Origin of the sequence: Mesorhizobium sp. LNJC394B00 (genome assembly GCF_000502555.1) — a bacterium.
In the GTDB taxonomy this organism is placed as follows: domain Bacteria; phylum Pseudomonadota; class Alphaproteobacteria; order Rhizobiales; family Rhizobiaceae; genus Mesorhizobium.
On sequence record NZ_AYWH01000001.1, the window covers coordinates 657,058 to 682,228 of the forward strand.

23 protein-coding genes and 2 pseudogenes are annotated in these 25,171 nt (G+C 63.2%); 15 read left to right on the plus strand and 10 right to left on the minus strand.

Annotation, left to right across the window (positions count from 1 at the left end):
- Positions 1-81: 81 nt before the first annotated feature.
- Both X751_RS160280 and X751_RS160275 read right to left on the minus strand, forming a co-directional pair.
- Positions 82-975, minus strand: coding sequence for a hypothetical protein (locus X751_RS160280; RefSeq protein WP_023693888.1), 894 nt, complete (start codon positions 973-975; stop codon positions 82-84).
- A gap of 317 nt (positions 976-1,292) precedes the next feature.
- A complete protein-coding gene (locus X751_RS160275) occupies positions 1,293-2,939 on the minus strand; it encodes an acyl-CoA synthetase (protein ID WP_023743851.1) in 1,647 nt (548 codons plus the stop codon).
- Positions 2,940-3,140: 201 nt separating this feature from the next.
- Between X751_RS160275 and X751_RS160270 the strand changes: the two genes are divergently transcribed.
- The 4 genes from X751_RS160270 (at position 3,141) to X751_RS160255 (ending at position 9,395) form a co-directional block, all read left to right on the plus strand.
- Positions 3,141-4,262 carry a KamA family radical SAM protein gene (locus tag X751_RS160270; protein ID WP_031246886.1) on the plus strand — a complete coding sequence of 374 codons (1,122 nt, stop codon included), beginning with the start codon at positions 3,141-3,143 and terminating at the stop codon, positions 4,260-4,262.
- 150 nt (positions 4,263-4,412) lie between these two features.
- Positions 4,413-8,222: a methionine synthase gene (gene metH / locus X751_RS160265; protein ID WP_023743853.1), complete on the plus strand. Its 3,810-nt coding sequence runs from the start codon at positions 4,413-4,415 to the stop codon at positions 8,220-8,222.
- Between the two features lie 188 nt (positions 8,223-8,410).
- A complete protein-coding gene (locus X751_RS160260; protein ID WP_023743854.1) occupies positions 8,411-8,998 on the plus strand; it encodes a BA14K family protein in 588 nt (195 codons plus the stop codon).
- Positions 8,999-9,083: 85 nt separating this feature from the next.
- Positions 9,084-9,395, plus strand: coding sequence for a DUF2934 domain-containing protein (locus X751_RS160255; protein ID WP_023743855.1), 312 nt, complete (start codon positions 9,084-9,086; stop codon positions 9,393-9,395).
- Between the two features lie 115 nt (positions 9,396-9,510).
- On the opposite strand, the gene X751_RS160250 is transcribed toward X751_RS160255, so the two are convergent.
- The 3 genes from X751_RS160250 to X751_RS1000000167425 all read right to left on the minus strand — a co-directional run bounded on the left by X751_RS160250 (position 9,511) and on the right by X751_RS1000000167425 (position 12,580).
- Positions 9,511-11,373: an adenylate/guanylate cyclase domain-containing protein gene (locus X751_RS160250; RefSeq protein ID WP_023743856.1), complete on the minus strand. Its 1,863-nt coding sequence runs from the start codon at positions 11,371-11,373 to the stop codon at positions 9,511-9,513.
- A gap of 33 nt (positions 11,374-11,406) precedes the next feature.
- Complete coding sequence (locus tag X751_RS160245) at positions 11,407-11,937, minus strand: FecR domain-containing protein (RefSeq protein ID WP_023743857.1); 531 nt, start codon at positions 11,935-11,937, stop codon at positions 11,407-11,409.
- 304 nt (positions 11,938-12,241) lie between these two features.
- A complete protein-coding gene (locus X751_RS1000000167425; protein WP_198022427.1) occupies positions 12,242-12,580 on the minus strand; it encodes a hypothetical protein in 339 nt (112 codons plus the stop codon).
- A gap of 1,652 nt (positions 12,581-14,232) precedes the next feature.
- Here X751_RS1000000167425 and minC point away from each other — a divergent pair.
- The 8 genes and pseudogenes from minC (at position 14,233) to X751_RS160215 (ending at position 20,944) form a co-directional block, all read left to right on the plus strand.
- Positions 14,233-15,063: a septum site-determining protein MinC gene (gene minC / locus X751_RS160240; RefSeq protein ID WP_023743858.1), complete on the plus strand. Its 831-nt coding sequence runs from the start codon at positions 14,233-14,235 to the stop codon at positions 15,061-15,063.
- Between the two features lie 47 nt (positions 15,064-15,110).
- Positions 15,111-15,926: a septum site-determining protein MinD gene (gene minD, locus X751_RS160235; RefSeq protein WP_023670342.1), complete on the plus strand. Its 816-nt coding sequence runs from the start codon at positions 15,111-15,113 to the stop codon at positions 15,924-15,926.
- Positions 15,923-16,205: pseudogene (gene minE / locus X751_RS01000000163470) on the plus strand (cell division topological specificity factor MinE). The gene minD and the pseudogene minE overlap by 4 nt, the downstream one beginning before the upstream one ends.
- 187 nt (positions 16,206-16,392) lie before the next feature.
- Positions 16,393-16,824, plus strand: coding sequence for a metalloregulator ArsR/SmtB family transcription factor (locus X751_RS25525; RefSeq protein WP_023743859.1), 432 nt, complete (start codon positions 16,393-16,395; stop codon positions 16,822-16,824).
- Positions 16,821-17,357, plus strand: coding sequence for an SRPBCC family protein (locus X751_RS160230; protein ID WP_023743860.1), 537 nt, complete (start codon positions 16,821-16,823; stop codon positions 17,355-17,357). The genes X751_RS25525 and X751_RS160230 overlap by 4 nt, the downstream gene beginning before the upstream one ends.
- A 165-nt stretch (positions 17,358-17,522) precedes the next feature.
- The gene (locus X751_RS160225; RefSeq protein ID WP_031202995.1) at positions 17,523-18,104 is read left to right on the plus strand and encodes a dihydrofolate reductase family protein; all 582 of its coding nucleotides are present in this window, start codon (positions 17,523-17,525) and stop codon (positions 18,102-18,104) included.
- 652 nt (positions 18,105-18,756) lie between these two features.
- Positions 18,757-19,638 (plus strand): DMT family transporter, encoded by an 882-nt coding sequence (locus X751_RS160220; protein WP_023743863.1) that lies wholly within the window; start codon positions 18,757-18,759, stop codon positions 19,636-19,638.
- A gap of 109 nt (positions 19,639-19,747) precedes the next feature.
- Positions 19,748-20,944, plus strand: coding sequence for a hypothetical protein (locus X751_RS160215; RefSeq protein WP_031243020.1), 1,197 nt, complete (start codon positions 19,748-19,750; stop codon positions 20,942-20,944).
- Positions 20,945-21,135: 191 nt separating this feature from the next.
- Here X751_RS160215 and X751_RS1000000165220 read toward each other — a convergent pair whose 3' ends face one another.
- The 3 genes from X751_RS1000000165220 to dinB all read right to left on the minus strand — a co-directional run bounded on the left by X751_RS1000000165220 (position 21,136) and on the right by dinB (position 22,919).
- On the minus strand, positions 21,136-21,234 hold the full coding sequence (locus X751_RS1000000165220; RefSeq protein ID WP_023684816.1) for a hypothetical protein: 99 nt from the start codon (positions 21,232-21,234) through the stop codon (positions 21,136-21,138).
- Between the two features lie 59 nt (positions 21,235-21,293).
- On the minus strand, positions 21,294-21,392 hold the full coding sequence (locus X751_RS1000000165225) for a hypothetical protein (RefSeq protein WP_023695511.1): 99 nt from the start codon (positions 21,390-21,392) through the stop codon (positions 21,294-21,296).
- Between the two features lie 285 nt (positions 21,393-21,677).
- On the minus strand, positions 21,678-22,919 hold the full coding sequence (gene dinB, locus X751_RS160210) for a DNA polymerase IV (RefSeq protein WP_023743865.1): 1,242 nt from the start codon (positions 22,917-22,919) through the stop codon (positions 21,678-21,680).
- Positions 22,920-23,152: 233 nt separating this feature from the next.
- Here dinB and X751_RS160205 point away from each other — a divergent pair, with 233 nt between their 5' ends.
- From X751_RS160205 to X751_RS160195, 3 genes are all read left to right on the plus strand, one after another.
- Positions 23,153-23,389: a hypothetical protein gene (locus X751_RS160205; RefSeq protein ID WP_023743866.1), complete on the plus strand. Its 237-nt coding sequence runs from the start codon at positions 23,153-23,155 to the stop codon at positions 23,387-23,389.
- Positions 23,390-23,543: 154 nt separating this feature from the next.
- Positions 23,544-23,951, plus strand: coding sequence for a hypothetical protein (locus X751_RS160200; protein WP_023743867.1), 408 nt, complete (start codon positions 23,544-23,546; stop codon positions 23,949-23,951).
- A gap of 250 nt (positions 23,952-24,201) precedes the next feature.
- Entirely contained in the window at positions 24,202-24,423 is a 222-nt protein-coding gene (locus X751_RS160195; protein ID WP_023670355.1) for a hypothetical protein, read from the plus strand.
- Between the two features lie 301 nt (positions 24,424-24,724).
- On the opposite strand, the pseudogene X751_RS1000000167770 reads toward X751_RS160195, so the two are convergent.
- Both X751_RS1000000167770 and X751_RS0132590 read right to left on the minus strand, forming a co-directional pair.
- Positions 24,725-24,811 (minus strand): annotated as a pseudogene (locus X751_RS1000000167770) (PRC-barrel domain containing protein); the annotation flags it as partial.
- A 13-nt stretch (positions 24,812-24,824) separates the two neighbouring features.
- The gene (locus tag X751_RS0132590) at positions 24,825-25,151 is read right to left on the minus strand and encodes a hypothetical protein (protein ID WP_023689014.1); all 327 of its coding nucleotides are present in this window, start codon (positions 25,149-25,151) and stop codon (positions 24,825-24,827) included.
- Positions 25,152-25,171: the final 20 nt, after the last annotated feature.

A 25,171-nucleotide genomic window follows, 5' to 3' on the forward strand; every position in this document is an offset into this window, starting at 1 on the left:
CTGCAACCCAGCGGCGAAGTCATATTCGCCTCAGATTGCAACAAGCCGCCTGATCTTGCCGCGCGGGCCCTTGCGGGAGGCTTACTTCCCAGCCATTTGATCGGCCAGCGCCTGCGCCTGGGCGAGCAGCGCCGGGAAAGCCGGGTCAGCCGGCAGGCGCTGCGCCATGCAGGCCCGGTAGTCGCTGTCGCCCTTGTCCCAGGCGGCGTTGGAGGACTCGAACGCTTTTTCGTCCTTCAGGTCCGATGCCTGGTAGGCCTCCTGGAATTTCTGCGCGGCGGCGTCCGCAGCAGCCCACACGGCGTCGCAGGCGGCGATCTTCGGAACGGCAGGGGCTGCCGGCGCTGCGATAATTCTCACGCTGTTGCCTTTGACGAGCGTAACGATGACTTCCTGCTCATAGATCGGCCCGACGTCCTGCGTCCAGCCGCCGAGCCGTGCGAAGGCGATGTCGGCGCCTTCGGGTTTCTTCAATGGAAAGTCGAGCGTTCCCTCGAAGGCGGCGTCGCTGTTGATCGCCTGGGTATAGAAGGCATCCAGCTTAAGCGCCTCATCGATGCCGGCGGGCAGTTTGAAACTTTCGTCGGTCTCGGCGGTTCTGGACTGGAGCCAGCGCTCCAGCAGCCCTCGCGTCGTTGCCACTAGGCTGGGGCCGTCGTCGCCCTTGGTGTATCGCAGCCCATCGAGCATGCCATAGCCGATATCGGAGTCGCTGAGGCTTTCGATATTGATTGTGCCGGTTGGCGGAAAGTCCTTGACCGCCAGCGGACCGATGATGCCGGCAAGACGCTGCTGGAGGTCGGCCAGCGCCTTCTCGTTCTCAGCGTCGATGGTCTCGATTGCCGCGTTCGCACTGTTCAGCGCTGCGATATCAGCAATCGCCTTGTCACGCGCGGCCACATAGTCGTCCTCCGGCGAGGCCGCGAAAGCCACGCTGCTCACCAGTGCAAACAGAAACGTCCAGACCCACCGCATGATATAAACCCTGCTCTACGTTCGATTCCAAGGATACATGACAACATTGGGCTGAAAAAAGACGCCGTTGGAGCTGCAGATCTCCCCACATGAGGGGGAGATGGCCGGCAGGCCAGAGGGGGTCGCCGCGCGTGAAGCGCTGACTCCTTTTGCAGCGCGAGACGACGTTAGCGCTTCACGCGCAACGACCCCCTCTGTCGCCTTCGGCGACATCTCCCCCTCGAGGGGGGAGATTAGCCGCTTCGCCCGCCCTACCGCGTNCCCCCTCTGTCGCCTTCGGCGACATCTCCCCCTCGAGGGGGGAGATTGGCGCCTAATCACGCCTTGCGCTTCTCCACCTCCGCCTTCCTCAGCAGGAAGCGCTGGATCTTGCCGCTTGGGGTCTTCGGCAGTTCCGTGATGAACTCGACCTCGCGCGGGTAGGCGTGCGCCGACAGCCGTTTCTTGACGTGCTGGGCCAGCTCTTCGGCGAGCTCCGAATTGCCCTTGTAAGCCGGCGCCAGAACGACGAAGGCCTTGACGATCTCGGTGCGCTGCGGATCGGGCACGCCGACGACAGCCGCCTCGTTGACCGCCGGATGCTCGATCAGCGCGCTTTCGACGTCGAACGGGCCGATGCGATAGCCGGCCGAAGTGATGACATCGTCGGCGCGGCCGATGAAGGAGACCGAACCGTCCGGCTCGTACTCCACCGTGTCGCCGGTGCGGTAGTAGCCGCCCGTGATCGCTGGCGTCTCGGCTTGGTGATAGCCGTCGAACCAGCGCAGCGGCGACTTCGCGATGTCGACGGCGAGGATGCCGGGCTGGTTGGGGCCGAGCTCGTTGCCGGCCTTGTCCAATACCACCATGCGATATCCGGGCATTGCCAAGCCGGCCGAGCCCACGCGCACGACGTGCGAGAGCCCATGATGGTTGTTGACCATCATGCCGTTCTCGGTCTGGCCGTAATGGTCGTGAATGGGCGCGGCGAGATTTGCGTCGAACCAGCGGATGACTTCCGGGTTGAGCGGCTCGCCGGCGCTGCTCACCACGCGCAGTCTGCCTTTGACTCGGGCCGCAGCTTCCGCGCCTTCCGCCATCAGCAGGCGATAGGCGGTCGGCGAGCCGGCAAGGCTGGTGACGCCGAGCCGCTCGATGATGTCGTAAGTGCTCTTGGCGTTGAAGGCGCCTTCATGGAAGGTCGTGGCGATGCCGAGCTGCAACGGGCCGGTGATGGCGTAATAGAGGCCGTAGGCCCAGCCGGGATCGGCGATATTCCAGAAGATGTCGTCGGGCAGCAAGCCGATCGCGTCGCGCATATAGGCGCCGAAGGCGAGCAGGGCGCGGAGCGGCACCGGGACGCCCTTGGGCAGGCCGGTCGTTCCCGACGTCGACATCATCATGAACAAGTCGTCGCCCTTGCGCATCACCGGCTGGCAGTCGGGCGAGGCGGTGCCAAGCGCGGCGCGGAAATCGATGTCGCCTGCAGGCAGCACATCGCCATTGCCAAGGATGTTGGCGATTTGCGCTGATGTCTCGACCTCGTCGAGCTTGCCGCGATTGGTCGGGTTGGTCACCACGATCCTGGCGCCGCTATAGCCGAGGCGGTGCTCGATGGCTTTCGGACCGAAGGCGGTGAACAGCGGCTGGTAGACCGCGCCGATGCGCCATGTCCCGAGGATCAGCGCCACCAGTTCGGGGACGCGCGGCAGCATGCCGGCGACGACATCGCCGGCACGGACGCCGGCGGCCTTGAGCACATTGGCGGCGCGCCCCGACATGTCGGCGAGATCGTCGAAGCTGAATTCGCGAAGCTCACCACCGGCCGAGATCGCGCGCAGCGCCAGCCGGTCTTCTCCGGTGTAGCGGCCGCAGCATTCGACATAGGCATTGATGCCGGTCCCAGGGTTGCCATACAACCGCGCGATCTCATCTTCGATGCGAAAGCGCTGAACGGCATCCTCATAGCGCGGCATTTTGCTCATCGCGGTCCTCCCTAAGCGGCGCCCATCTCCCCTTGGAGCGCCTTATCGGTCAGATTGCCTGAAATTGCTGCGCTGGTCGATTACGGCGATAGTCGGGGGATGCGAAGGACCGCAGCGCAGCGACAATCCGCGCCGAGCCACTGGAGTTGACCGAACCGTCCATCCGGCCGATAGCACCGCCAGAATTGCCCCGAGGCCCCAATGACCCCAGACTCAACTTTCGATGACGCGGCCATCGCCGACGAAGGACGCGATGCCGACACCGCCTGGCAAAACGACATCCGCGCGGGCGTGCGCCACGTCCGCGATCTCGCCTCCCTGCCGCTGTCACCCGCCGAGCGCGCGGCGGCGCAGGAGGCGGCTACGCGCCACAAGGTGCGTGCCCCAAAAACCTATCTCGACCTGATCGACTGGAACGATCCCGCCGATCCGATCCGCGCCCAGGTCATTCCATCGCCGGATGAGCTGACGGAAACGGAAGGCGAGCTCGACGATCCGATCGCCGACCATGCCTTCAGTCCGGTGCCGCGACTGACGCACCGCCACGCCGACCGCGTGCTGTTGTTTGCGACCTACCAATGCGCGGTCTATTGCCGTTTCTGCTTCCGCAAGGAATCCCTGACCTCGATCGGCCGCGGCTATACGCGAGAAGCGCTCGAAGAGGCTTTTGCCTATATCGAAGGCCATACCGAAATCCGCGAAGTGATCCTGACGGGCGGCGATCCGCTTTCGCTGCCCGACAAGGCGCTGGCTGAAATCCGCGCCCGCATCGAGGCGATCGCGCATGTCAGGCTGCTGCGTATCCACACGCGCGTGCCTGTCGTACTGCCCGCGCGCATCACGCCGGGGCTGGTTGGCGCGTTGCAGGGCCGGCTGATGGTCACAATCGTCACCCATTTCAACCATGCGCGGGAGATCACGCCGGCCACCGAATTGGCCTGCCGCGTCATGCGCCAGGCAGGCTTCGTGCTGCTCAACCAGAGTGTCCTGCTCAAGGGCGTCAACGACACGGTCGAGGTGCTGGAGGAACTCTGCCGCGAACTGATGTACCGGCTCGGCGTCAAACCCTATTACCTGCACCATGGCGACCTCGCGCGCGGCATGGCGCACAGGCGCACCACGATTGCGCAGGGACAGGCGCTGGCCGGCGCGCTGCGCGCCCGCCTGTCGGGCATCTGCAATCCGGTCTATGTGCTGGACCTGCCGGAAGGCGGTGGCAAGGTGCCGCTCGGGCCATGCCATGTCGAGGGCCGGGACGGGCAGGACTGGCGCATCCGCGGCCAGGACGGCGAGGTGAGGCTGTATCGGGACGTCGTGGTGTAGGCAGGGCGCAGCGGCGACGATGACCGCCGCCGTCACATTGTCGATCGGGATGACCATCGCACCAAACTCTCGCCACGACGCGTTCGCCTGCATTCCGTATGTTGACATAAAGATATCCTTATGTGATGGTTGTCGCCTCAAGGATAAAAAATGTCGCAGAATTCTGCATCGCTGGACGCATTGTTCGGCCCCGTCGCGGCAAAGCCCGATGGGTCCGAAGTGCTTGCGGCGCTGACGGCAGCGGCACGCGAGCGCATCCTCATCCTCGACGGCGCCATGGGCACGCAGATCCAGGGTCTCGGTTTCGACGAGGAGCATTTTCGCGGCGAGGCATTCGCCGGCTGCGCCTGCCACCAGCAGGGCAACAACGACCTCTTGATCCTGACGCAGCCGAAGGCGATCGAGGAGATCCATTATCAATACGCCATCGCTGGCGCCGATATCCTCGAGACCAACACCTTCTCCTCGACCTCGATCGCCCAGGCGGATTACGGCATGGAGGATGCCGTCTACGCGCTGAACCGCGACGGCGCGCGGCTGGTGCGTCGGGCAGCGGCGAGGGCACAGCAGGAGGACGGCAAGCGGCGCTTCGTCGCCGGCGCGCTCGGGCCGACCAACCGCACCGCCTCGATGTCGCCCGACGTCAACAATCCCGGCTATCGCGCCGTGACCTTCGACGATCTGCGCCTGGCCTATGGCGAGCAGTTGCGCGGACTGGTCGACGGTGGCGCCGACATCATCCTGATCGAAACTATCTTCGACACGTTGAACGCCAAGGCGGCGATCTTCGCCTGCAATGAGATTTTCCTCGAAAAGGGCGTACGGCTGCCGGTGATGATTTCCGGCACCATCACCGATCTCTCCGGCCGCACCCTGTCGGGCCAGACGCCGACCGCCTTCTGGCATTCGGTGCGCCATGCGAGCCCCTTCACCATCGGCCTCAACTGCGCGCTCGGCGCCAACGCCATGCGCGCGCATCTGGCTGAAATATCGGGCGTCGCCGACACCTTCGTCTGCGCCTATCCGAATGCCGGCCTGCCCAATGAATTCGGCCGCTATGACGAGAGCCCGGACTTCATGGCCGCGCAGATCGAGGATTTTGCGCGGGAAGGGCTCGTCAACGTCGTCGGCGGCTGCTGTGGCTCGACGCCGGACCACATCCGCGCCATCGCCGAGGCTGTCAAGAAATATCCGCCACGCGCCATCCCCGAGATCGAGCGCAAGATGCGCCTGTCCGGGCTGGAGCCGTTCACGCTGACTGATGAGATTCCCTTCGTCAATGTCGGCGAGCGCACCAACGTCACCGGCTCGGCCAAGTTCCGAAAGCTGATCACGGCGGGCGACTATGTCCCGGCGCTCGACGTGGCGCGCGACCAGGTCGCCAATGGCGCACAGATCATCGACATCAACATGGATGAAGGCCTGATCGATTCGAAAAAGGCGATGGTCGAGTTCCTCAATTTGATCGCCGCCGAACCCGACATCGCCCGTGTTCCGGTGATGGTCGACTCCTCGAAATGGGAGATCATCGAGGCCGGGCTGAAATGCGTGCAGGGCAAGCCACTGGTCAACTCCATCTCGATGAAGGAAGGCGAGGAAGCCTTTCTGCATCATGCGAAGCTGGTGCGCGCCTACGGCGCGGCGGTGGTCGTCATGGCCTTCGACGAGGCCGGTCAGGCCGACACCAAGGCGCGCAAGGTCGAGATCTGCACCCGCGCCTACAATCTGCTCACCGAACAGGCCGGTTTCCCGCCCGAAGACATCGTCTTCGACCCCAATGTCTTCGCGGTCGCCACCGGCATAGAGGAGCACGACAATTACGGCGTCGACTTCATCGAGGCCGCCGGCGAGATCACCGCCACGCTGCCGCATGTGCATATCTCGGGCGGCGTCTCGAACCTGTCCTTCTCCTTCCGCGGCAACGAGCCGGTGCGCGAGGCGATGCACGCGGTGTTCCTCTACCATGCCATCCAGCGCGGCATGGATATGGGCATCGTCAATGCCGGCCAGCTTGCCGTCTACGACACGATCGAACCGGGACTGCGCGAGGCTTGCGAGGACGTCGTGCTCAACCGCGCGCCCAGGGCCGGCGGCACCGCCACCGAACGCATGCTGGAGATCGCCGAGCGTTTCAAGGGCACGGCCGGCAAGGAAGCCAGGGAGCGCGATCTCGCCTGGCGCGACTGGACAGTCGAGCAGCGGATTTCGCATGCGCTGGTCAACGGCATCACCGAATTCATCGACGCCGACACCGAAGAGGCGCGGCTTGCGGCCGAGCGGCCTCTGCATGTCATCGAAGGCCCGCTGATGGCCGGCATGAATGTCGTCGGCGATCTGTTCGGCGCTGGAAAGATGTTTCTGCCGCAAGTGGTGAAGTCGGCGCGCGTGATGAAGCAGGCGGTGGCCGGATTGCTGCCGCACATGGAGGCGGAAAAACTGGCGAATGCCGCCAATGGGATCGACAATGGCGAGCGCCAGACGGCCGGCAAAATCCTGATGGCGACGGTGAAGGGCGATGTCCACGACATCGGCAAGAACATCGTCGGCGTCGTTCTGGCGTGCAACAATTACGAGATCATCGATCTCGGCGTCATGGTGCCGGCGGCGAAGATCCTGCAGACGGCTCGCGAGCAAAATGTCGACATCATCGGCCTGTCCGGCCTGATCACCCCGTCGCTGGACGAGATGGTGCACATGGCCGCCGAGATGGAGCGCGAAGGCTTCGACATTCCGCTTTTGATCGGCGGCGCGACAACCAGCCGCGTGCACACGGCGGTGAAGATCCATCCCCGCTACTCCAGGGGACAGACGGTCTATGTCAATGACGCCAGCCGGGCGGTCGGCGTCGTCTCGTCCTTGCTGTCGAAGGAGACCAAGGGCGGCTACGTCGACACAGTGCGGGCCGAGTACAAAAAGGTCGCTGACGCGCATGCCCGCTCCGAGGCCGACAAGCAGCGGCTGCCGCTGGCCAAGGCCAGGGCCAATGCGCACAGGGTGGACTGGTCCGCCTATGAACCGCCGAAGCCGTCCTTCACCGGCGTGAAAGTGTTCGAGAACTGGGACCTGACTGAGCTCTCGCGCTACATCGACTGGACGCCGTTCTTCCAGACCTGGGAGTTGAAAGGGCGTTACCCCAAGATCCTCGACGACGAGAAGCAGGGACCGGCGGCACGCCAGCTTTTCGAGGATGCGCAGGCGATGCTGACAAAAATCATCGCGGAAAAATGGTTCGCGCCGCGCGGCGTCATCGGCTTCTGGCCGGCGAACGCCGTCGGCGACGACATCAGGCTGTTCACGGATGAGGCGCGCTCGCAGGAGCTTGCCACTTTCTTCACGCTGCGCCAGCAGCTGATCAAGCGCGACAGCAAGGCCAATGTCGCGCTGTCGGATTTCGTCGCACCGGCCGACAGCGGCAAGCCGGACTATATCGGCGGCTTCATCGTCACCGCGGGGATCGAGGAGGTGGCGATCGCCGAGCGCTTCGAGCGCGCCAATGACGATTATTCCTCGATCATGGTCAAGGCGCTGGCCGATCGTTTCGCCGAAGCTTTTGCCGAGCGCATGCACGAGAAGGTGCGCAAGGAATTCTGGGGCTATGCATCAGACGAGAAGCTGGCGCCCGACGAACTGATCGGCGAGCCTTATCGCGGCATCCGCCCCGCGCCCGGCTATCCCGCGCAGCCCGATCATACCGAGAAGGCGACCTTGTTCCGGCTGCTCGACGGCGAGCGCAATGCCGGCGTCGGCCTGACCGAGAGCTATGCGATGTGGCCGGGCTCGTCTGTGTCCGGCATCTATCTCGCCCATCCCGAAAGCTATTATTTCGGCGTCGCCAAAGTCGAGCGCGACCAGGTCGAGGACTATGCCCGCCGCAAAGCCATGCCGCTGGCCGATGCCGAGCGCTGGCTTGGGCCGATCCTCAACTATGTGCCCGTGGATTATGCCGAGGCGGCGGAATAGCCGGGACGTGATCTGGCCCAATGGCTCGACCGCTCCCTTGATTTTCACCGTCGAAAGAAATCGCGCCGCACCCGGTTCTCGGCGAGCTGCCGGTTGTGGGTCGGTCAGACTTAGGTCCCTCGCGCCTGCTTTTCTGGAACAAGCCGTGATGTCCCGCATTTTATTGGCAGGGACACAAGGAGTGTCGAGTGAAAGCGATTTTGGGACTGGTCGGCGGCTTCGTGCTGACCCTTGCGGTGTTCGGCAGCGGGCTGGTTTTCGCAGCCTGGCTGCTTGCCGCCAAGCCTGTGCGGGAGGCAAGGCCCACCGTCAGCGTGGCGGAACTGTGGACCCGGAAAGCGCGGCCCGTGGACAAGACGGCGCAGGACTTCGAACGTGTGCCCGAGCAGTCCGCGCCTGCCGACATCGCCGCCAAGGAGCCAGCCCAGGACCCGGCCAGGCAGCAGCCCGATCCCACAGTCACCGGCGCCATCGCGCGGACCGAACTGCCGCCGCCGCATCTCGCCTGGTGCGCCAGCCGCTACCGCTCCTACGATCCCTACGACAACAGCTACATGTCCTATAGCGGACAGCAGCGCACCTGCGTCTCGCCCTATCTCGCCGCCGACCGCGCCGCGCCGCGAGAGGCAAGCTATGTCGAGGGCGCGGGCGCCTACGCGGCCGCCGGCGGCGAACCGGACCATGTCGCCTCCTGCTTCAGCCGCTATCGCTCCTACCGTCCGGAAGACAACAGCTACCAGCCATATTCCGGCGGGCCGAGACGGCAATGCGAATAGCCAGCGCGAAGGGCGCCGCGAACGATTGCGACCGCGCGATTTCTGGGGTCGTTCGGATCGTCCTCAAAGCCCAGGGAGAACCACCATGGAAGACGACCGGCATCACAAGATACAGCAGCGCGCCTACCAGATCTGGGAGCGCGAAGGCACTGGCGACCCCGAGCATCATTGGCACCGGGCCGAGGCCGAAATCGACCGCGAAGCAGCCCTGCCGCTAACCGCCGACGACGCCCTGCCGCGCGAGATCGCCAGCACCGACATCCTGGCGGTCGAGGAACTCGCCGTGCGCACCGGCATATCGGGTGATGAGGCGCAGGAGCTGATCGACAGGCTGGGCACGGATCGGGCGGCGGTTGAGCAGGCGGCGAGGGGGAGCGAGGGGAGGCGGAAGTCCTGATTGCGAGCTATGTGCAGGCCGAAAGCGGTGTCGAGCGTCGAGGCTTTGGTGCACCATTTCGGCATGCGCGCCGGGCGAAGGCATGGATGGCGCGCTGTCGATCACAAGGCCGGATCTACTGCGGCGCCCGGGCACTCTGCCAAAACCAGATTGCGAGCGAGCCGGATCGTCCACGGATATGTGTCTCCACAGGTCCTCTTAAAGCACCGGATTTGAACAACGCGCAGTCGCGACCGGCGACTTCGAGCATTTCGTAACTCACCGCCACTTCGGCATTCTGGTCGGCAGCGATTTCCATCAAGCGACTTGCAACGTTGACGGTGTCGCCGATGGCCGCGATGTGCTGACGCCCTTCGCCGCCGAGTCGAGAGGCCACGATTGTTCCATGATGCGCCCCAATCTTGAAGCCGATCCGGGATGCGGTCGACGCAGGCAACGAGGCGAGCCAATCGTTGGTGCGGCTGGAGAGCCCGACACAACAGCGGGCGCCATTGAAGGCGTCGTCTGTCGCCGGTTCCGGCAGGCCGAACAGGATCATGGCTCCGTCACCCATGAAACTCGTGACGACGCCACCGCAGCTTGTCACTTCTTCGTCCACCAATGCGTGAAAATTGTTCAGGAGTTCGCGTGTGGCGCTCGGTCCCAATGTTTCACTCAGTCCGGTGAAGCCGGACAGGTCGATGAACAGGATGGCGGCTTCTGTCCGGACGGGTTCCGAGAGGAAGTCGCCATGCTTGGCGAGCCATGCCCCCAGTCCTAGGGCTTCAACGCGTTGAAGCAATTGGCTCTGCGTGGCGAAATATTGGGCCCGGCTCCTGCCCAGCCAAAGCTGCGCGGCCCCAAACAGGATTGCCGGCGGAATGGCAGCGGTCATCGGCAGCGCGGCGCTCAGCCAGATATGGTGCAGGAAAGCGGTCATGTTGACCACGACCCAGATCAGGACCACGCCGGCGATCGCCGCCAGGCCGATGGCGTTTCGGCGCCACGCCAACAGGCCGACAAGAAGCATGGGCAGCGCCACTGCAAAGCCCGCGTCTGCAACGCGAACGTTCTGGTCGCGCACTACGCCGTCGCCGGTCATCAGATGGGCAATCGCCGTCGACATGACCTCGACGCCCGGCAGTATGGGATCGAACGGTGTCGGAAAGACATCGCCGGTGCCGGTTGCGGTCGCTCCTATCAAGACAATCCGACCCCGGATAGTGCCGGGATCGAATCGGCCCTCCAGCACCGTCGCGGCGCTTATCGTGCGGATCGTGCCGCGCGGGCCATAGAATGTCAGGGGCAGGATGTGACCAACGTCCGTTCGGATCGACCGTCCGTCCAGCGATAGATCATCCGGCGCAATTCCAGCGTCCTCTCCCGCCGCCATGGCGGCGACACCCAAGGAGAAGGACGCTTGCAACTGGTCTCCGGCCCGAAACAGCAACGGCGCGAACCGGGGCGTTCCAGTCCTGTCGGTCACAACGTTCACGACGCCCACAGCGGCGGCGTCCGAAAAGGTTTTCAGGGGCCACAGAAACCGCTCGGCGTTCGGCACGCGGGCCAGCGGTCCTTCGCCCAGCGTCCATTGTTTGCTTCCGGGGTAGATCGCCGCTGCAGCGATTACGCTTCTGCTCCTGCTCAGCGAACGCGCGAGCGCCTCGTCAGTATCTTTTGTCCCGGGGTCGACCAGCAGCAGGTCGAGCGCAATGGCTTTCGGCCCAAGCGGCGCTATCGTATCGATGATTCGGGCAAGCGTGGCGCGGCTGAGGGGATAGCTGCCCTCGCGCCGCACCGCTTCATCGTCTATTGCGACAATGGTGATCAGCTCCGGCGGCTTTGCCGTTCCTCGAACAAGCGTTCGAAGATCGGTCATCGTTGCCTCGACGCGATCGAGAAACCACAAATTGCCGCGCCAGTGCGCGAAGCCCAGGCCGGCGCCCCAAAGCCCCGCCAGAATGAGCGCGATCAGCGTCGGAAGCCCTCGTCGGCTCATTGCAAGCTCACTGGGCCAGCTCACTGGGCAAGCTCACTGGCCGAAACGGGCCAGCAATGCGGAAACGCGCTTGGCGGGCCAGCGCTTGACGATGAGTTTGCCTGTCCCGGCCTCGACGTCCACGCCATCGCCCGGTGCGAGGACCACGACGGCGGTGGATGCCGGTCTTTGCACGGCGACGCGACCTCTCAGGACAAAAACAGACGTCTTGCCGTTGCCGACGTCGACTGCCCATTTTGTGCCTCGCACCGCGGCGATCGCCTGCGGGGTGGTCACCGCGAAGCCACCCTGGACCGCGCCGGCCGGAGCATCGAGCAGCAGCGCCTTGCGCCGCAACCTGACCGCGTCGGGACTGCCGTTTCGATCGCGATCCTGCAGCGTAAAGCGAGCGCCACCTTCCACAATGACGGCAAGGCCTTCTCGACATCTCAGAATCTGTCGGGACGTACCGGCCACCGGCTCGAACGTACACCCTGCATCCTGCGCATGGGCGGCATCCACCCAGAAGACACCGGCAAACAGGACAGCCACCAGGCTACGGCAAATTCGGCCCCTTGCGCTCATCATCGTCTCCTTGCTTTGCGAAGCGGCAGGAAAATCTTCTGCCGTCATGTTTGGCAGTATATTCACGAGCCGGCACTTGCAGCCGCGTTAGGGCAGCAGGCTGCCGACGGGCAATCGTAACACGACAAGCTGCTCCGGCGTTAGGCACGTTGCGGTGGGTCGCGTTCGCCGGGCAGGTGAGGTGAGGGAGGCCTTGAACCAGATCCTGGAGGCTGCTCGGCCGCGTTGGAGATTGGCGAAAGCGGAGATGACGGCCAATCTCCCTCGTCACAGGACCTATCCGCGCCCTAGCAAAATCGACGCTTCAGTAGCCCTCAGAAATAGTAAAGTTATTTAGCCCACGAAGCGTTTCGAACATCTTGGCAACGGCGAAGGCATTGCGCACGCTTGCGCCGCGGACTGCTTTGACTATCTTCTCTGACTTTTGAACGTTCTTTTTTGGATCATAGAAGACTACGTTTCTCGATGCCATCGGCTTGAAAAATGATTTAGCCATAAGGCCCTTTTTATCATTGAGCCAACCATGCCGAAAACCCTCATACGCCAACAACCAGATCCAGTCCGAGCGCACTCTGTCATCAGTAATGGAATTTTCCCATTCAGCCTTTGGCAGCGATCTAATGCACAAGCCCTTGCTCTGCATGTCGAGTAGCACGAGCCCTAGTGAACTCGAGGCAGTGGTTTCTGCCGCGTCTGAAATTACCTTCGACGAAAGGGGACATTTGAGTCCTCGTAAAGTGTATAATAGCCAAATTACTTCGAACGAGTGGCCCCTTTCCATGTAACGTTCTGCGAGCGTTGTGAATCGGGACGTAACTCTCTGCTTCGATAAAGCCTTGGTCCGATGCTGGAGGTTCAAAAATATTCTGCAGACACGATCCATTGACATCGGGGAGATTGCCGCAGCCTTGAGGAGGAACGACTCCAATATCTCCACCTCTGACCGTGCGCTAAGTGAACTCTCAATTACTGAAAGAGCGTAGCTGACGACAGGCTCGCTCCGGAACTCGGTCTGAAGACGAAGGCATAATTGCAAGAACTCTCGGAGGCGCACGGAATTGAGCTGACCGGGCCGGTGAGACAGGAAGGCGCCGATTTCAGCGATCCAGCTTGTAGTTTTTGATGCAACTAAGCTTTCGATGGAAGTTTTACTACCATTAATCTCCAATCCATAATCGCGATAAACTGAACTTATTATCGAGAGTACTTTCTCTGCCTTTTCGAGGCTGTCTACGCCAACGAACCAGTCGTCCTGGAGGCGATCAATGCATTCTCTCGGTATATGCCTACACCTACTATGGAATTCAGTGTCTATCCTAGAGGATATGACTTCCGCTATTATTCGTGAGCTTTCCGGGCCGATTGGAATCCCTATTGTTTGATTGCGGTTGCAAGATCTAATCAGCAAATCGACGATCAGCGAGAGATCCTTTATACTTGTTAATTTCTTGCTTTACGCGTGTTTTCCCATATGCCGCCCAAGAAATGGAATGAGTATATATGGTGGGAGAGAAGCGAGATATGTCTGTCTTGACCACCCAGTCTGAAGTTGCCTCTAGGTACGCCTTCTTCGCTCCGTGAATAGGAAAATTTATACCTTTGATAGATCGTTCGTACTGACTCGAAACACGTATCTCGTCCTCGGAGAACGTTTGTCGGCAAAGCCATTTCTGGACGGCTTTCCAGTTGTTTGATAATTCGTGAATCAAAAGAGCCTGAGGAATCGGATGCGTAATGTGGATATTCCGTCTCTCGTAGCCCTTCTTGGGTTTTGAGATAATCTCGGCTTCTGCGTCCCAAATTTTATATGTATATGCGTTACGGCGTATCTTCTTTTCGGACGTCTTTCCCAGAGATTTCGTGTCCGTTGAGAATACAGCGCCTACTTTCCATTCGGACAGTATCTCCGCGGAATGAGTTCCGAAGTCGCTCGTCGTGAAGACCGCAGGAAGCTCCTTTGGAAAATACCCTTTGGCAAGCAGTGCAATCCGAATTTGATTATGTCCCAATGACTACGTACTTTCCAGCTAAGTGAAGTCGGAGTTTCTCATTATCTGTTGGTGAAAGCTACGTCCATTGGGCGAACGCTTTTTAAGCTGTACACTTAACCTGCCTCGCGCCGACGTGTTGGTATCGTTCGGTATTTTTTCCTCTCAACCGCCGATGATTCCATCCGGCAGCCTTGGATAGGCTTGGCGGGTGGGCGCCAGACTGGTGTCATCACCCCCCTTCCCGTTAACCTTTCATTAACCATACCACCGCTAGCGTTTACCTCACAGTAAGGAATCGCCCGCCGTGACCTTTGCCGCTCCCCTCGAGGCCAAATCCATTCGCTTTCGCGCCCGCTCCTTCGTCGCGTTCACGCTGACGCCGGAGGCGCCTTTGGATGTTTGGCTGGAGAGCCTCGATCGCTGGGTCGGCAATTCGCCGGGCTATTTTGCCGGGCGCCCGGTGGTGCTCGACCTGAACGTGCTCAAGCCCGATGTCGTCGCCATCGAAGCGCTGGTCGATCTGCTCGGCCAGCGCGGCATCCGCATTTATGCCATGGAGCTCGATGGCGGCGCCGAGCTTGGCGCGCATCTGCCGCCGGTGCTGGTCGGCGCCAAGGAGGCGACCACCGACGGTCTGCTGCTGCAGCCGAGCCGCAAGGCGGGCAGGGCGGAGGACGCCACTGCCGTAAGCGACATGAAGGCGACCGGTGGCATCAAGGCTGAGGCCGGCGATTTGAAGGCAGGGGAGTTGAAACCGGCGGGCGATGCAAAGCCGTCGCATGACGCCAAAATTGCCGCACCCGACGCTGGCACGTTGATGATCCGCTCGCCGATCCGTTCGGGCCAGCTGATCTTCCATCCGCATGGCGATGTCATCGTGCTGGGCTCCGTCGCGTCCGGCTCCGAGATCGTCGCCACCGGCTCGATCCATGTCTATGGCACGCTGCGCGGCCGCGCTTCGGCAGGCGCTCAAGGGAACACGGCGGCGCGTGTCTTCTGCCGCAGGAACGAGGCCGAGCTTCTCTCGGTCGATGGCTGGTATTGCACGGCCGAGGAGATGGACCCGTCAGTCCGGGGCAAGCCTGTGCAGGCATTTCTCGACAACGGCATGCTGCGCATCGCCCCTTTCAGCTAATGCGTCGCCCGACAACGACATAACGAACAACAACGGAGGCTTTATTGATGGGCAAGGTAGTGGTGGTCACCTCGGGCAAGGGGGGCGTCGGCAAGACGACCTCTACCGCGGCTCTGGGGGCGGCGGTCGCCAAGACCGGCAAGAAGGTGGCGCTGGTCGATTTCGATGTCGGCCTGCGCAACCTCGATTTGATCATGGGCGCCGAACGGCGCGTGGTGTTCGATCTCGTCAACGTCATCCAGGGCTCGGCAAAGCTGTCGCAGGCGCTGATCCGCGACAAGCGGGTCGAGACGCTGTTCCTGCTGCCGGCCTCGCAGACGCGCGACAAGGATGCGCTGACCGAGGAGGGCGTGGCCGAGGTCATCGGCAAGCTGCGCTCGGTGTTCGACTATGTCTTCTGCGACAGCCCGGCCGGTATCGAGCGCGGCGCGCAGCTTGCCATGCGCTTTGCCGACGAGGCGGTCATCGTCACCAATCCGGAAGTGTCGTCGGTGCGCGATTCCGACCGCATCATCGGCCTGCTCGATTCCCGCACCTTGCGCGCCGAGGAGGGCGAGCAGATCGCCAAGCATGTGCTGGTCACGCGCTACGATGCGGGACGCGCCGCGCGCGGTGAAATGCTGTCGATCGACGATGTGCTGGAAATCCTGTCGGTGCCGCTGCTGGGCATCATTCCGGAAAGCCAGGATGTGCTGCGCGCCTCCAACCTCGGTTCGCCGGTGACGCTGTCGGAGCCGCTGAACGCCGCCGCCAAGGCTTACATCGACGCGGCCAAGCGCCTCGAGGGCGAACAGCTGCCGGTCATCGTGCCCTTCGAGCGCAAGGGCTTCCTCGATCGTCTTTTGGGAAGGAGGGCGGCATGAACCTGCTCGACATCTTCAAGCGGCGCACCAGCGCGCCGGTGGCGCGCGAACGGCTGCAAGTGCTTCTCGCCTATGAGCGCCGCAACCGCAGCCAGCCCGATNCAGCCCGATCTCGTCTCCATCCTGCGCGAGGAGATCATGGCGGTGATCGCCAAGCATGTGCAGATCGACCAGGACTATCTGCAAGTCTCGATGGACCGCGGCGAGACCATGTCGACGCTGGAGATCGACATCCAGATCCCCAACAAGAGCGCAGTGCCGCTGGCCATGGCCGGGTGAGATTGAAGCTGCTGATCTCCCCCACGAGGGGGGAGATTGCGCTCCTCGCGCTCGCCTGCGCCAAGCACCCCCGCCCGGACCTACGGTCCGACCTCCCCACAAGGGGGAGGTAGGGGGCCAGCGCCTCTCCCCAAAACATTCAACCAACTAGTTGACTATCTAAAATCTCGCCTCTATATTCAACTACATGGTTGAATTAGAGACGCCCCAGATGGACCAGGTTTTTCACGCCCTTGGCGACGCCACGCGCCGGAACATGCTTAACCACCTCGCCGGCGGCGAGCGTACGGTGAGCGAGTTGGCTCAACCCTTTGCCATGTCGCTGGCCGCCGCCTCCAAGCACATCAAGGCGCTGGAGCATGCCGGGCTGATCCGGCGCGAAGTGCGCGGCCGCACCCATGTCTGCCGCCTCGAGGCCCGCCCGCTGGCCACCGCCTATCAGTGGCTCGGCCAATACGCGCGTTTCTGGAACAGCCGCCTCGATGTCCTCGAACAGCTTTTGCGCGAGGAGGCGGGGCGCAAAACGTCGACAACGCAGACAATGCCGGCACCGGCAAATCCAGAACCATCCAAGCCGGAATCACCCAGGCCAACACCTTCCAAGGGAGACGACCGATGAATCAGATGAACAGCTTCGACGGCTACGCCCAGCTGATCCAGCCGGCCACTTTGAGGATCGAACGGCTTTTGCCCGGAACCAGGGAGCGCGTCTGGGAATATCTGACGCAGAGCGATCTGCGCTGCAAATGGCTGGCGGCCGGCGACATGGAGATGGAGGAAGGCTCTTCCTTCGAGCTGGTCTGGCGCAATGACGAACTGACCGACCCGCCCGGCGACAGGCCGGCCAGCTTCAGTGGCGGCGAGCAGCGGATGCACAACCAGATTGTCGAGTGCGATCCGCCGCGCAAGCTCACCATCACCTGGAACGGCAGCGGCAATGTCACCTTCGAATTGGCGCAGCGCGGCGACGACGTTCTGCTCACCCTGGTCCACCGCCGCCTGCCAGACCGCTCGAGCCTGATGATGCATGCCGCAGGCTGGCACGTGCATCTCGACCTCCTGGTTGCCCGCGTGGCGGCCGAGAAGCCCGAACCGTTCTGGGACAGCTTTAGCCGTATCGTGGCGGAATACGACCGGCGCCTGCCGGCCTGACCTGACCTGACGCATCGCCCGGTCCAACCGGGCACCATCGATCCCTTGCGCCGGATGCCGGCGCAGGGGCCGGCGAAACACGCGCCTTCGCCAGACACCGCGGCGCGCCAGCGGAAATGAAACCAGGCAACGTGCTTGCATCCCGCAAGCCCGAAGGAGGAAGTCATGCGTAAATTGATCACCGGAATGAAGATCTCCATCGACGGCAAGATCGAAGGCCCCGAAGGCTTTGCCGACTGGGTCGACAACTGGTCGGAGGAATACGGCCTGATGCCTGAGATCGACGCCTGCCTGCTCGGCGGCGTCATGTATGCCGGTTATGAGCGCTACTGGAGCGCGATCCAACAGAACGAGCCGGACCAGCCATTGCCGATGACCGGCAGGCTGGTCGACCCGGCCGAACTCGAATGGGCGCGCTTTGCCGCGAAAACCCCGCACTATGTGCTGTCGAACACCATGACTTCGGCCGCCTGGGCCTCGACGCGCTTCCTGCGCAGCCTCGACGACATCGCGGCGCTGAAGCGCGAGCCCGGCAAGAACATCTATCTCATGGGCGGCGCCCGCATCACCGCCAGCCTGATCCAGGCGGGGCTAGTGGATGAAATGCGGCTCATCGTCTACCCGCTGCTCGCCGGCGACGGCAAGGCGCTGTTCGGCATGGTGCACGCCCGGCACAGACTGGAACTGCGCAAGGCCGAGGCGCTTTCGGATGGACGTGTGAGCCTGGTGTATGGGCTGGCGAGCTAGCTTCTTTTCCTCTCCCTCCGGAGGGGGGAGAGGTGGCGCCGCGAAGCGGCGACGGAGTGGGGGAAGGCGGCCATGAAACCCACGGTCGCCGTAAACAGGAGCGACGGAAGCGAGCGCGAAACGCCTGCAAGCAGGCAATCAGGCGGATGAACGGTCGACCCCCACTCCGTCGAGCTACGCTCGACACCTCTCCCCCGATCGACGGGGGAGAGGAAGGGCGCGAGCTTATGCGAGCTGGCATTTTCCTCTCCCTCCGGAGGGGGGAGAGGTGGCGCCGCGAAGCGGCGACGGAGTGGGGGAAGGCGCTCATGAAACCCACGGTCGCCGCGAAACAGGAGCGACGGAAGCGAGCGCGAAACGCCTGCAAGCAGGCAATCAGCGGATGAACGGTCGACCCCCACTCCGTCGAGCTACGCTCGACACCTCTCCCCCGATCGACGGGGGAGAGNAATCAGCGGATGAACGGTCGACCCCCACTCCGTCGAGCTACGCTCGACACCTCTCCCCCGATCGACGGGGGAGAGGAAATGCGTCGGCGTTCGCCTTTCCACGTCTTGCCCCATCAACAGTCTGCCCGTGCCACACGACAGCCAGGCCTATTATCCATATCTCGGGCCAACGCTGCGGCGCACCGCGTGGGGAGGGACTGGAATTGACGTCGACGCCGATTGCCGTAGCTGAAGCGAAGGGCTTGCCGATCGGCGCGTTGCTTGGCGCAATGGTGTCGATCCAGATCGGCGCCACCTTCGCCAAGGGCCTGTTTCCACTGATTGGCGCCAACGGCACCACGGCGCTGCGGCTGGTCGTGGGCGCGCTGATGCTGGCGGCGGTGCTGAGGCCGTGGCGGGTGCGGCCGTCGCGCGCCGTGCTGCCCTGGCTCATCGCCTACGGCGTCAACCTCGCGGCGCTGAACCTTTTGTTTTACGCAGCGCTCGCCAGAATTCCGCTCGGCGTCGCGGTGGCGCTCGAATTCTCCGGCCCGCTGCTTGTGGCGACGCTGTCGTCGCGGCGCGCCACCGACTTCGTCTGGGTGGTCCTGGCCGTTTCCGGCATATTGCTGTTGTCGCCCTTCATCCACTCCGGCAGTGCACTCGACCCGCTCGGCGTGATGCTGGCGCTGGCAGCCGGCTGCTGCTGGGCGCTCTACATCGTCTTTGCGCAAAAGGCGGGCGCCGAGCTCGGCAGCCAGACCACGGCTTACGGGCTGGTCATAGCCGCTGCCGTCGCCCTGCCGTTCGGCCTCGCCGAGGCGGGTACCGGCCTGATCGCACCCGCGATCCTGGTCAGCGCGCTGCTGGTCGGGCTGTTCTCCAGCGCCTTGCCGTTCTGGCTGGAGATGGTGGCGCTGACCCGGATGCCGGCCAGGCTCTACGGCACGCTGACTTGTCTGGAGCCGGCGCTGGGCGCGCTGGCCGGCTTCCTGTTCCTGCACGAGATCCTGAGCCCGTTGCAATGCGCGGGCATCGCCGCCGTGGTCGTCGCCGCCTTCGGAGCCGCGCTGACCACCAGGCCGCCGGTGCCATCGCCGGAATAGGTGCCTGAAATGGGTATGTGACGCCGATGCCGTGTCCGCCAGTCCCGTGTCCGGTTGCTCAAGCGCCTGCAGCATCGATATATGATCGATGCATGCGCAGGAGATCCAGATGCCGACAGCATTGCTTGAGCCGTCCGTGATCAAGGCAATACTCCTTGTCGGGCTCGCCGCTGTCGTTGCGGCTTTGGCCTGGCGGCTGGCGCGGTCTCGTCGCAGAGCCCGGCTTCGTGAAGATCCGGCCAACGACTACGCCGTGCGCCGCGACTGGTCGGGCAACCACGGCAAGCTCAATCATTCGTCCTTTGTCTATTTCGATGCCGATCGCGACGGCCGCTACGGGCTCGGCGACCGCCCGATGGCCGGCATCATGGTCAGACTGCATGATGGCCACGGCCGCTTCGTCGCCGCGGCGCGGAGCAATCGCGGCGGCTTTGCCAATTTCCTAGCGTCGACGAAACGTCGCGCCGCGCCCATCCATGTGCCGGGCAGCTACCGCTTCAGCGTGTCTGTGCCGCCCGGCTGGCGCTCGAGCAGCGCCAACGAGGTCCAGTCGCAGCACCTCCGGCCGCTGCCGGGCTCGCCCACCGGGCTGGTCTCGGAATCAATGCTGCAGCCGGTCGGCCTGTTTGCGATACGCCGGCTCAGCGGCCGCGTAGCGGACGGTGTCTCGGCGAGCATCTCGGTGATGGCGAAAGGGCAAGAGGTGGCGGTGCATCCGCTCAGCGATGGCTTCCGCCTCGATCTGCCCGATGACGCCGACGCGATCGAAATCACCGGCGGTGGCATGGAACGACGACTGGCCTTGTCGGCCTACCCGACCGAACTCGGCCTGCTGTCGCCCGAGAACGCGGCTGTCGACAGCGCCGCGTCCTTGCAGGCCATCGGTTTCGACGATGTCACGACGCGCGGCCTGCGCAAGGTGCCGTCAGGTTATGCCGGGTTGACCTGGTTCAACCTGAACGCACTGGCGCGCGATCATACCGAAGGCAGCGAAGGCTACGTCAACGGCAATATCTCGGGAGACCATGTCTGCTATACGAGCAGCGGACACCCGGCCGAATTCTCGAGCGACAAACCGTTCGGGTTCCATTCCGTGATGCTGACAGCGGCATGGTTGAAGTCCGAAGGCGAAACCGCACTGGTCGAGAGCTGGCTTGGCGACCGGCTGATCGCCAGCGACACGATCGTCCTGTCGGCACTGGCGCCCGTCCACTATGCGCCGATGCTGGCGGCGGTGACGCGCGTGCGCCTCTCCACGAGTCACTATTGGCAGCTCGTGCTCGACGATCTGGTGGTTGTGCGCTGAAGCGTGTCGCGATTAATCGGGGTGAAAGGGTTTATCGCGGATTGGAAGCACCGTTCGCGGTGACCTGCGAGAGCTTGCCTTTTTTGACCAGCACCGGTTTCAGATAGGTTTTCTTCATTTTCCACTCTCCACGTCGGGCACCCAAAGCCCTGTTCCCGGCCAGACGGCACGAGGCGTCGGATAATCGGCTGCTAGACTGCGACCGGCCCGGAGCCGTTACCATTGTCGGCTGTAACCTGCGAGAGCTTGCCCTTCTTGACCAGCACCGGCTTCGAATAGGTCTTCTTCATGCCGCATCTCCAGTGTCAGGCGAGGCCGCCAGATCAGGCGACAGTCCGACTCAACGACCTCACTCGATCGGGCCGGAACCCGCTCCATTGGCGAGCGCCGTAACCTGCGAAAGCTTGCCTTTTTTGACCAGAACAGGCTTCGAATAGGTTTTCCTCATAGTGAATCCTCCAAGCTTACGCGATAATGCCAGACGGATCGGCACTGTCAACCTTCGCGGCCTCGCTGTCCCATCCCGGTTTTTCTTGGCGCCGATGCGCTAACTGCAAGTCCACCTTCATCGACAAAGCGTTGTTCTTGGGCGTGCATGGCGTGGCCGGGTTGCGGTGCGAAAAATGTCCGAAACTGCGGCGGGTCTGGCCTGGTTGGTCGGCTTGCTCAAACAGAGCGGCAATGCAGCGCGGACTGGCCCAGCCTAAACATTGGCCTTGCCGTCGCGCCGCACTCAAAGCTCCTTCTCCGCCAGTTCGCGGAAGGCATCGGGAACCGAGCGCCGGGCTTCCAGCGCCACGGCGCCATAGCCGACAGCCTCTCTGCAAAAGCGCTGGCGGATCTTGTCGATGGCGCGGTCGGCGCCAAAGCGCGCCAGGCCTTGCCTGCTGCCGGGCCGCTGCTTTTCATCGGCAAGCCCGAGCGGCAGCTCCAGCTGCAGCTCGGCACTTTCTTCTAGCTGCGACACCGAGATCGCCAGCAGCGAGATGGTCTTCTCCCGAGGGTTGGCGGCCAGCACGCCGCGCACCAGCTCCCCGGCGATTTCGGCCAGCATCGCGGTTGCCGAAATCGGCTGATCGAGCGTCAGCGAGCGTGTGACCGCGCGCAGATCGGCGAAACGCACGCGCACCGTCACCGTGCGGCCGGGCCGTGATTTCGCCCTGAGCCGGCTGGCGACCCGGTCTGCCAGATGCAGCAGGACGGGTCCGAAGATACGCGCCTCGGCCGGCCGTCTGCCAAGCGCCGACTGCGCGCCGGCGGAATGCGACCGCCTGTGGGTTTCGAGCTTTCGCGGGTCGCGGTTCCATGCCAGCGACGCCAGCTTTTCGCCGGCGGCGGGCCCGAGCAATCTTCGCAGCGCCCCACCATGCGTCTTTGCCAACTGGCCGATGGTCTCGATGCCGATCTCGGCCAGCCGCGCTCTGGTCGCCGGGCCGACGCCCCACATCAGCCCGACCGGCAGATCATGCAGGAAGGCAAGTTCGGTGTCCGGATCGACCACCACCAGCCCGTCGGGCTTGGCCACCTGCGAGGCGATCTTGGCCAGATGCTTGGTGCGCGCCACGCCGATCGAGATCGGCAGGCCGAGCTCTGCCCGGACGCGCCGACGCACCGTGGCGGCGATCTCGGCCGGCGGCCCGAACAGATGCGTGCAGCCGGCGACGTCGGCAAAGGCTTCATCGATGGAAATCCGCTCGACCAGCGGCGTGAAATCGTCGAGCACCTTGATGGCGGCGTCGCCCAGCCGCTGATAGTCGGCGAAATGGCCGCCGACGAAGATCAGTCCGGGGCAAAGCTCGCGCGCGCGTCGTCCGGGCATGCCGCCGCGCACGCCGAAAGCCCTGGCTTCGTAGGAAGCGGCAAGCACGACGCCGCCGCCGACGGCGATCGGCTTGCCCCTGAGCGCCGGGTCGAGCAGCTGCTCGACCGAGGCGTAGAAGGCGTCGAGATCCGCATGCAGGATGGCGGGCTCCATCCCGACCGTTCCCTTTGCGGCGTTGCAGCATTAGCCGCGTCTGTTGTGAGAGGCGTTTTTGCCGAACAAATAGAGAACAAACAGGGCCTATTGTCAAGCGAAGCGGTTGTCGCCGGCCGGCCCGTTCCAGGTCGGGCTGTCGAGTGCTCCGCCTGGGCATCGGACCTGCGGAACATTGTCTCTCGCCTCGGCGTTCATATCCGCGACGGGACGCTGTTTTTGTGGAGGCCGGTATGGGCCATTTCGAGATGATCGACCTCGTCAGCGTCATTGACGCCTGCACGAGCGATCGCGTTGCCGGGCACTGCGTGTCAATGGCCAGGGCGGTGGAGGAGTTGCGAGTGCTGACCGGTGATTTCGTATCGCCGGACGAGACGGTGGCCAACGCGCTGTCGGCAGTGGCGCTGGGGCGCGGCTGCGCGGTGGTGTTCGACGAGCGAGCGGGCGCCGACATCTTGCTGACGCCGTAGCGGGGCGGCGCCGGGTTGTGGCAGCCAGAAAAGTCGAACAGCGTGCAAAAAGCTGTGCAGGCATGGCCCCATAACCGGGGCGTGGAAAATTTCTGCGCGTGGGTGTATTCTCCAGGTCGCAAGCGGTCGCAGACCGCATAGGGGGAGAAATGACATGCCGAGGGTTTCAGAACTCTTTTTCAAAACTGCCATCTTGTTCCTGATGTTGGGGATTGCGGCCGGCCTGCAGATGGCGATCTCGGGCGACCACGCCGCTTTTCCGGCGCACGCGCATATCAATCTGCTCGGTTGGGTGACGAGCGCCATCTTCGGCGGCTACTACGCGCTCAATCCGCAAAAGGCGGCGCGTCGCGTCGCCATGATCCACTACGGGCTCTACACTCTCGGCTTGGTGATCATGCTGCCGGCGCTGTATGTGATGCTGCAGGGAAACCCGGCGCTTGAACCGATCGTCGCCGGCGGCTCGCTCATCGTCGCCGCTGCCGTTCTGGTTTTTGCTTTCGTGGTGTTTTCGCCCGAAACGGCGCGCTCGGTGTCCGGCGTGGTGCCGGCTTCTCGCTGACTGTTCGCGCAGCGATCAAGTCCGACCCGCGTTCGCGACCCGCGACGCGGGTTGGCCAGCCCGATGGACAGCCGCTGGTTTGCGGTGTCTACCGTCGCGTGGGCGACCATGAGCCCCACACGTATTATTTCGTGACTATTTGGCGCCGGAACCTTCCCAGATATCGCGCGTTGCGGCGACTGTATTCGCGCTGCCTTATATATAGGCAGCCTTGAGTCCACAGCATGGGTTGGGGGAGGAGCAGGACACCATGTCGAACAGAGAAATCGGAACGTCGGCCTCACTGGGCCGACGCATCGCCGATCTGAAAGCCAGGATGCGAGACGCCAGCGTTACTGAACACGAGATGCAGACCTTCCAGAAGGTCGCAGCCATCATGGGAGGTGTCGAAGGCTCCCTACGCCTCGACGCCGACGACCTGATCGCGGCGTCCTTCGTCACCGAGGCGCTCGGCGATCCCGGGTCGAATTGAAGCCATGCGCCCGTCGGCACTAAGTGCCGGCGGTCGATGGGCCGTTACGCCGGTCGTCTGCGATACTGGAGCGTGTGCGCACCGCCTGCGGCGGACAATCTCTTGCGCACTTTGAAGATTTCAGGCGAGCGGCCTCAACGGCGCTTGGAACATTGGACTTCGCGTTCGTGCTCTCGGCTGCCTCGCGGCTGTCGAAGGTGTGTCGCCGTCGCCGTCCAGTCCTTGACCACAAGGGCTAAATTTAACCAAACCGCCAAGGCGCCTTAAACGAAGGATCCGACCAGCCGGATCCTTCGAAATATCAATCGCGATGCTCCGGCATCGCCTTCAGCTCATCCTTGGTCCAACTGGTGACGGCGTGGACGTCCCGGGAAACCTCTCGAAAGTCCGCGGTCGCTGCCTTACACGTCGTCGAACGGGCCGCCGCGCCTCGCCAGGTCGTGACCAATGGCGGCTTCCTCGGCGTCGTCGGGCAAGGCATCGTCACTGTCCTGGTAGGGGTTGTCGTCATCCTCCTCGGGCAGTTCGCCTTCCTTCTCGACACCGGTGGTGTCCGGCAGGCTTTCCTCATCTGCTCCGTCGGGCAGGACCGTTGCGCCACGCAGCGCGTCCCAATCCTGCCGACCCGGCGTCGGCGCTTCCACTTCATCATTGGCGATCCTGTCGCGGGCATCGTTTTTGCTCGGTGGCGCCTCGACCTCGTCATTGGGTTTTCTGTTTCGTTCCATGATTGCCTCCTCTGGGCGGC

Coding starts and splice junctions, on each gene's coding strand:
- X751_RS160280 (WP_023693888.1), bottom strand. CDS start 975: ATGCGGTGGGTCTGGACGTTTCTGTTTGCACTGGTGAGCAGCGTGGCT.
- X751_RS160275 (WP_023743851.1), bottom strand. CDS start 2,939: ATGAGCAAAATGCCGCGCTATGAGGATGCCGTTCAGCGCTTTCGCATC.
- X751_RS160270 (WP_031246886.1), top strand. CDS start 3,141: ATGACCCCAGACTCAACTTTCGATGACGCGGCCATCGCCGACGAAGGA.
- metH (WP_023743853.1), top strand. CDS start 4,413: ATGTCGCAGAATTCTGCATCGCTGGACGCATTGTTCGGCCCCGTCGCG.
- X751_RS160255 (WP_023743855.1), top strand. CDS start 9,084: ATGGAAGACGACCGGCATCACAAGATACAGCAGCGCGCCTACCAGATC.
- X751_RS160250 (WP_023743856.1), bottom strand. CDS start 11,373: ATGAGCCGACGAGGGCTTCCGACGCTGATCGCGCTCATTCTGGCGGGG.
- X751_RS160245 (WP_023743857.1), bottom strand. CDS start 11,937: ATGAGCGCAAGGGGCCGAATTTGCCGTAGCCTGGTGGCTGTCCTGTTT.
- X751_RS1000000167425 (WP_198022427.1), bottom strand. CDS start 12,580: ATGCAGAGCAAGGGCTTGTGCATTAGATCGCTGCCAAAGGCTGAATGG.
- minD (WP_023670342.1), top strand. CDS start 15,111: ATGGGCAAGGTAGTGGTGGTCACCTCGGGCAAGGGGGGCGTCGGCAAG.
- X751_RS25525 (WP_023743859.1), top strand. CDS start 16,393: ATGGTTGAATTAGAGACGCCCCAGATGGACCAGGTTTTTCACGCCCTT.
- X751_RS160230 (WP_023743860.1), top strand. CDS start 16,821: ATGAATCAGATGAACAGCTTCGACGGCTACGCCCAGCTGATCCAGCCG.
- X751_RS160225 (WP_031202995.1), top strand. CDS start 17,523: ATGCGTAAATTGATCACCGGAATGAAGATCTCCATCGACGGCAAGATC.
- X751_RS160215 (WP_031243020.1), top strand. CDS start 19,748: ATGCCGACAGCATTGCTTGAGCCGTCCGTGATCAAGGCAATACTCCTT.
- X751_RS1000000165220 (WP_023684816.1), bottom strand. CDS start 21,234: ATGAAGAAGACCTATTCGAAGCCGGTGCTGGTCAAGAAGGGCAAGCTC.
- X751_RS1000000165225 (WP_023695511.1), bottom strand. CDS start 21,392: ATGAGGAAAACCTATTCGAAGCCTGTTCTGGTCAAAAAAGGCAAGCTT.
- dinB (WP_023743865.1), bottom strand. CDS start 22,919: ATGGAGCCCGCCATCCTGCATGCGGATCTCGACGCCTTCTACGCCTCG.
- X751_RS160205 (WP_023743866.1), top strand. CDS start 23,153: ATGGGCCATTTCGAGATGATCGACCTCGTCAGCGTCATTGACGCCTGC.
- X751_RS160200 (WP_023743867.1), top strand. CDS start 23,544: ATGCCGAGGGTTTCAGAACTCTTTTTCAAAACTGCCATCTTGTTCCTG.
- X751_RS160195 (WP_023670355.1), top strand. CDS start 24,202: ATGTCGAACAGAGAAATCGGAACGTCGGCCTCACTGGGCCGACGCATC.
- X751_RS0132590 (WP_023689014.1), bottom strand. CDS start 25,151: ATGGAACGAAACAGAAAACCCAATGACGAGGTCGAGGCGCCACCGAGC.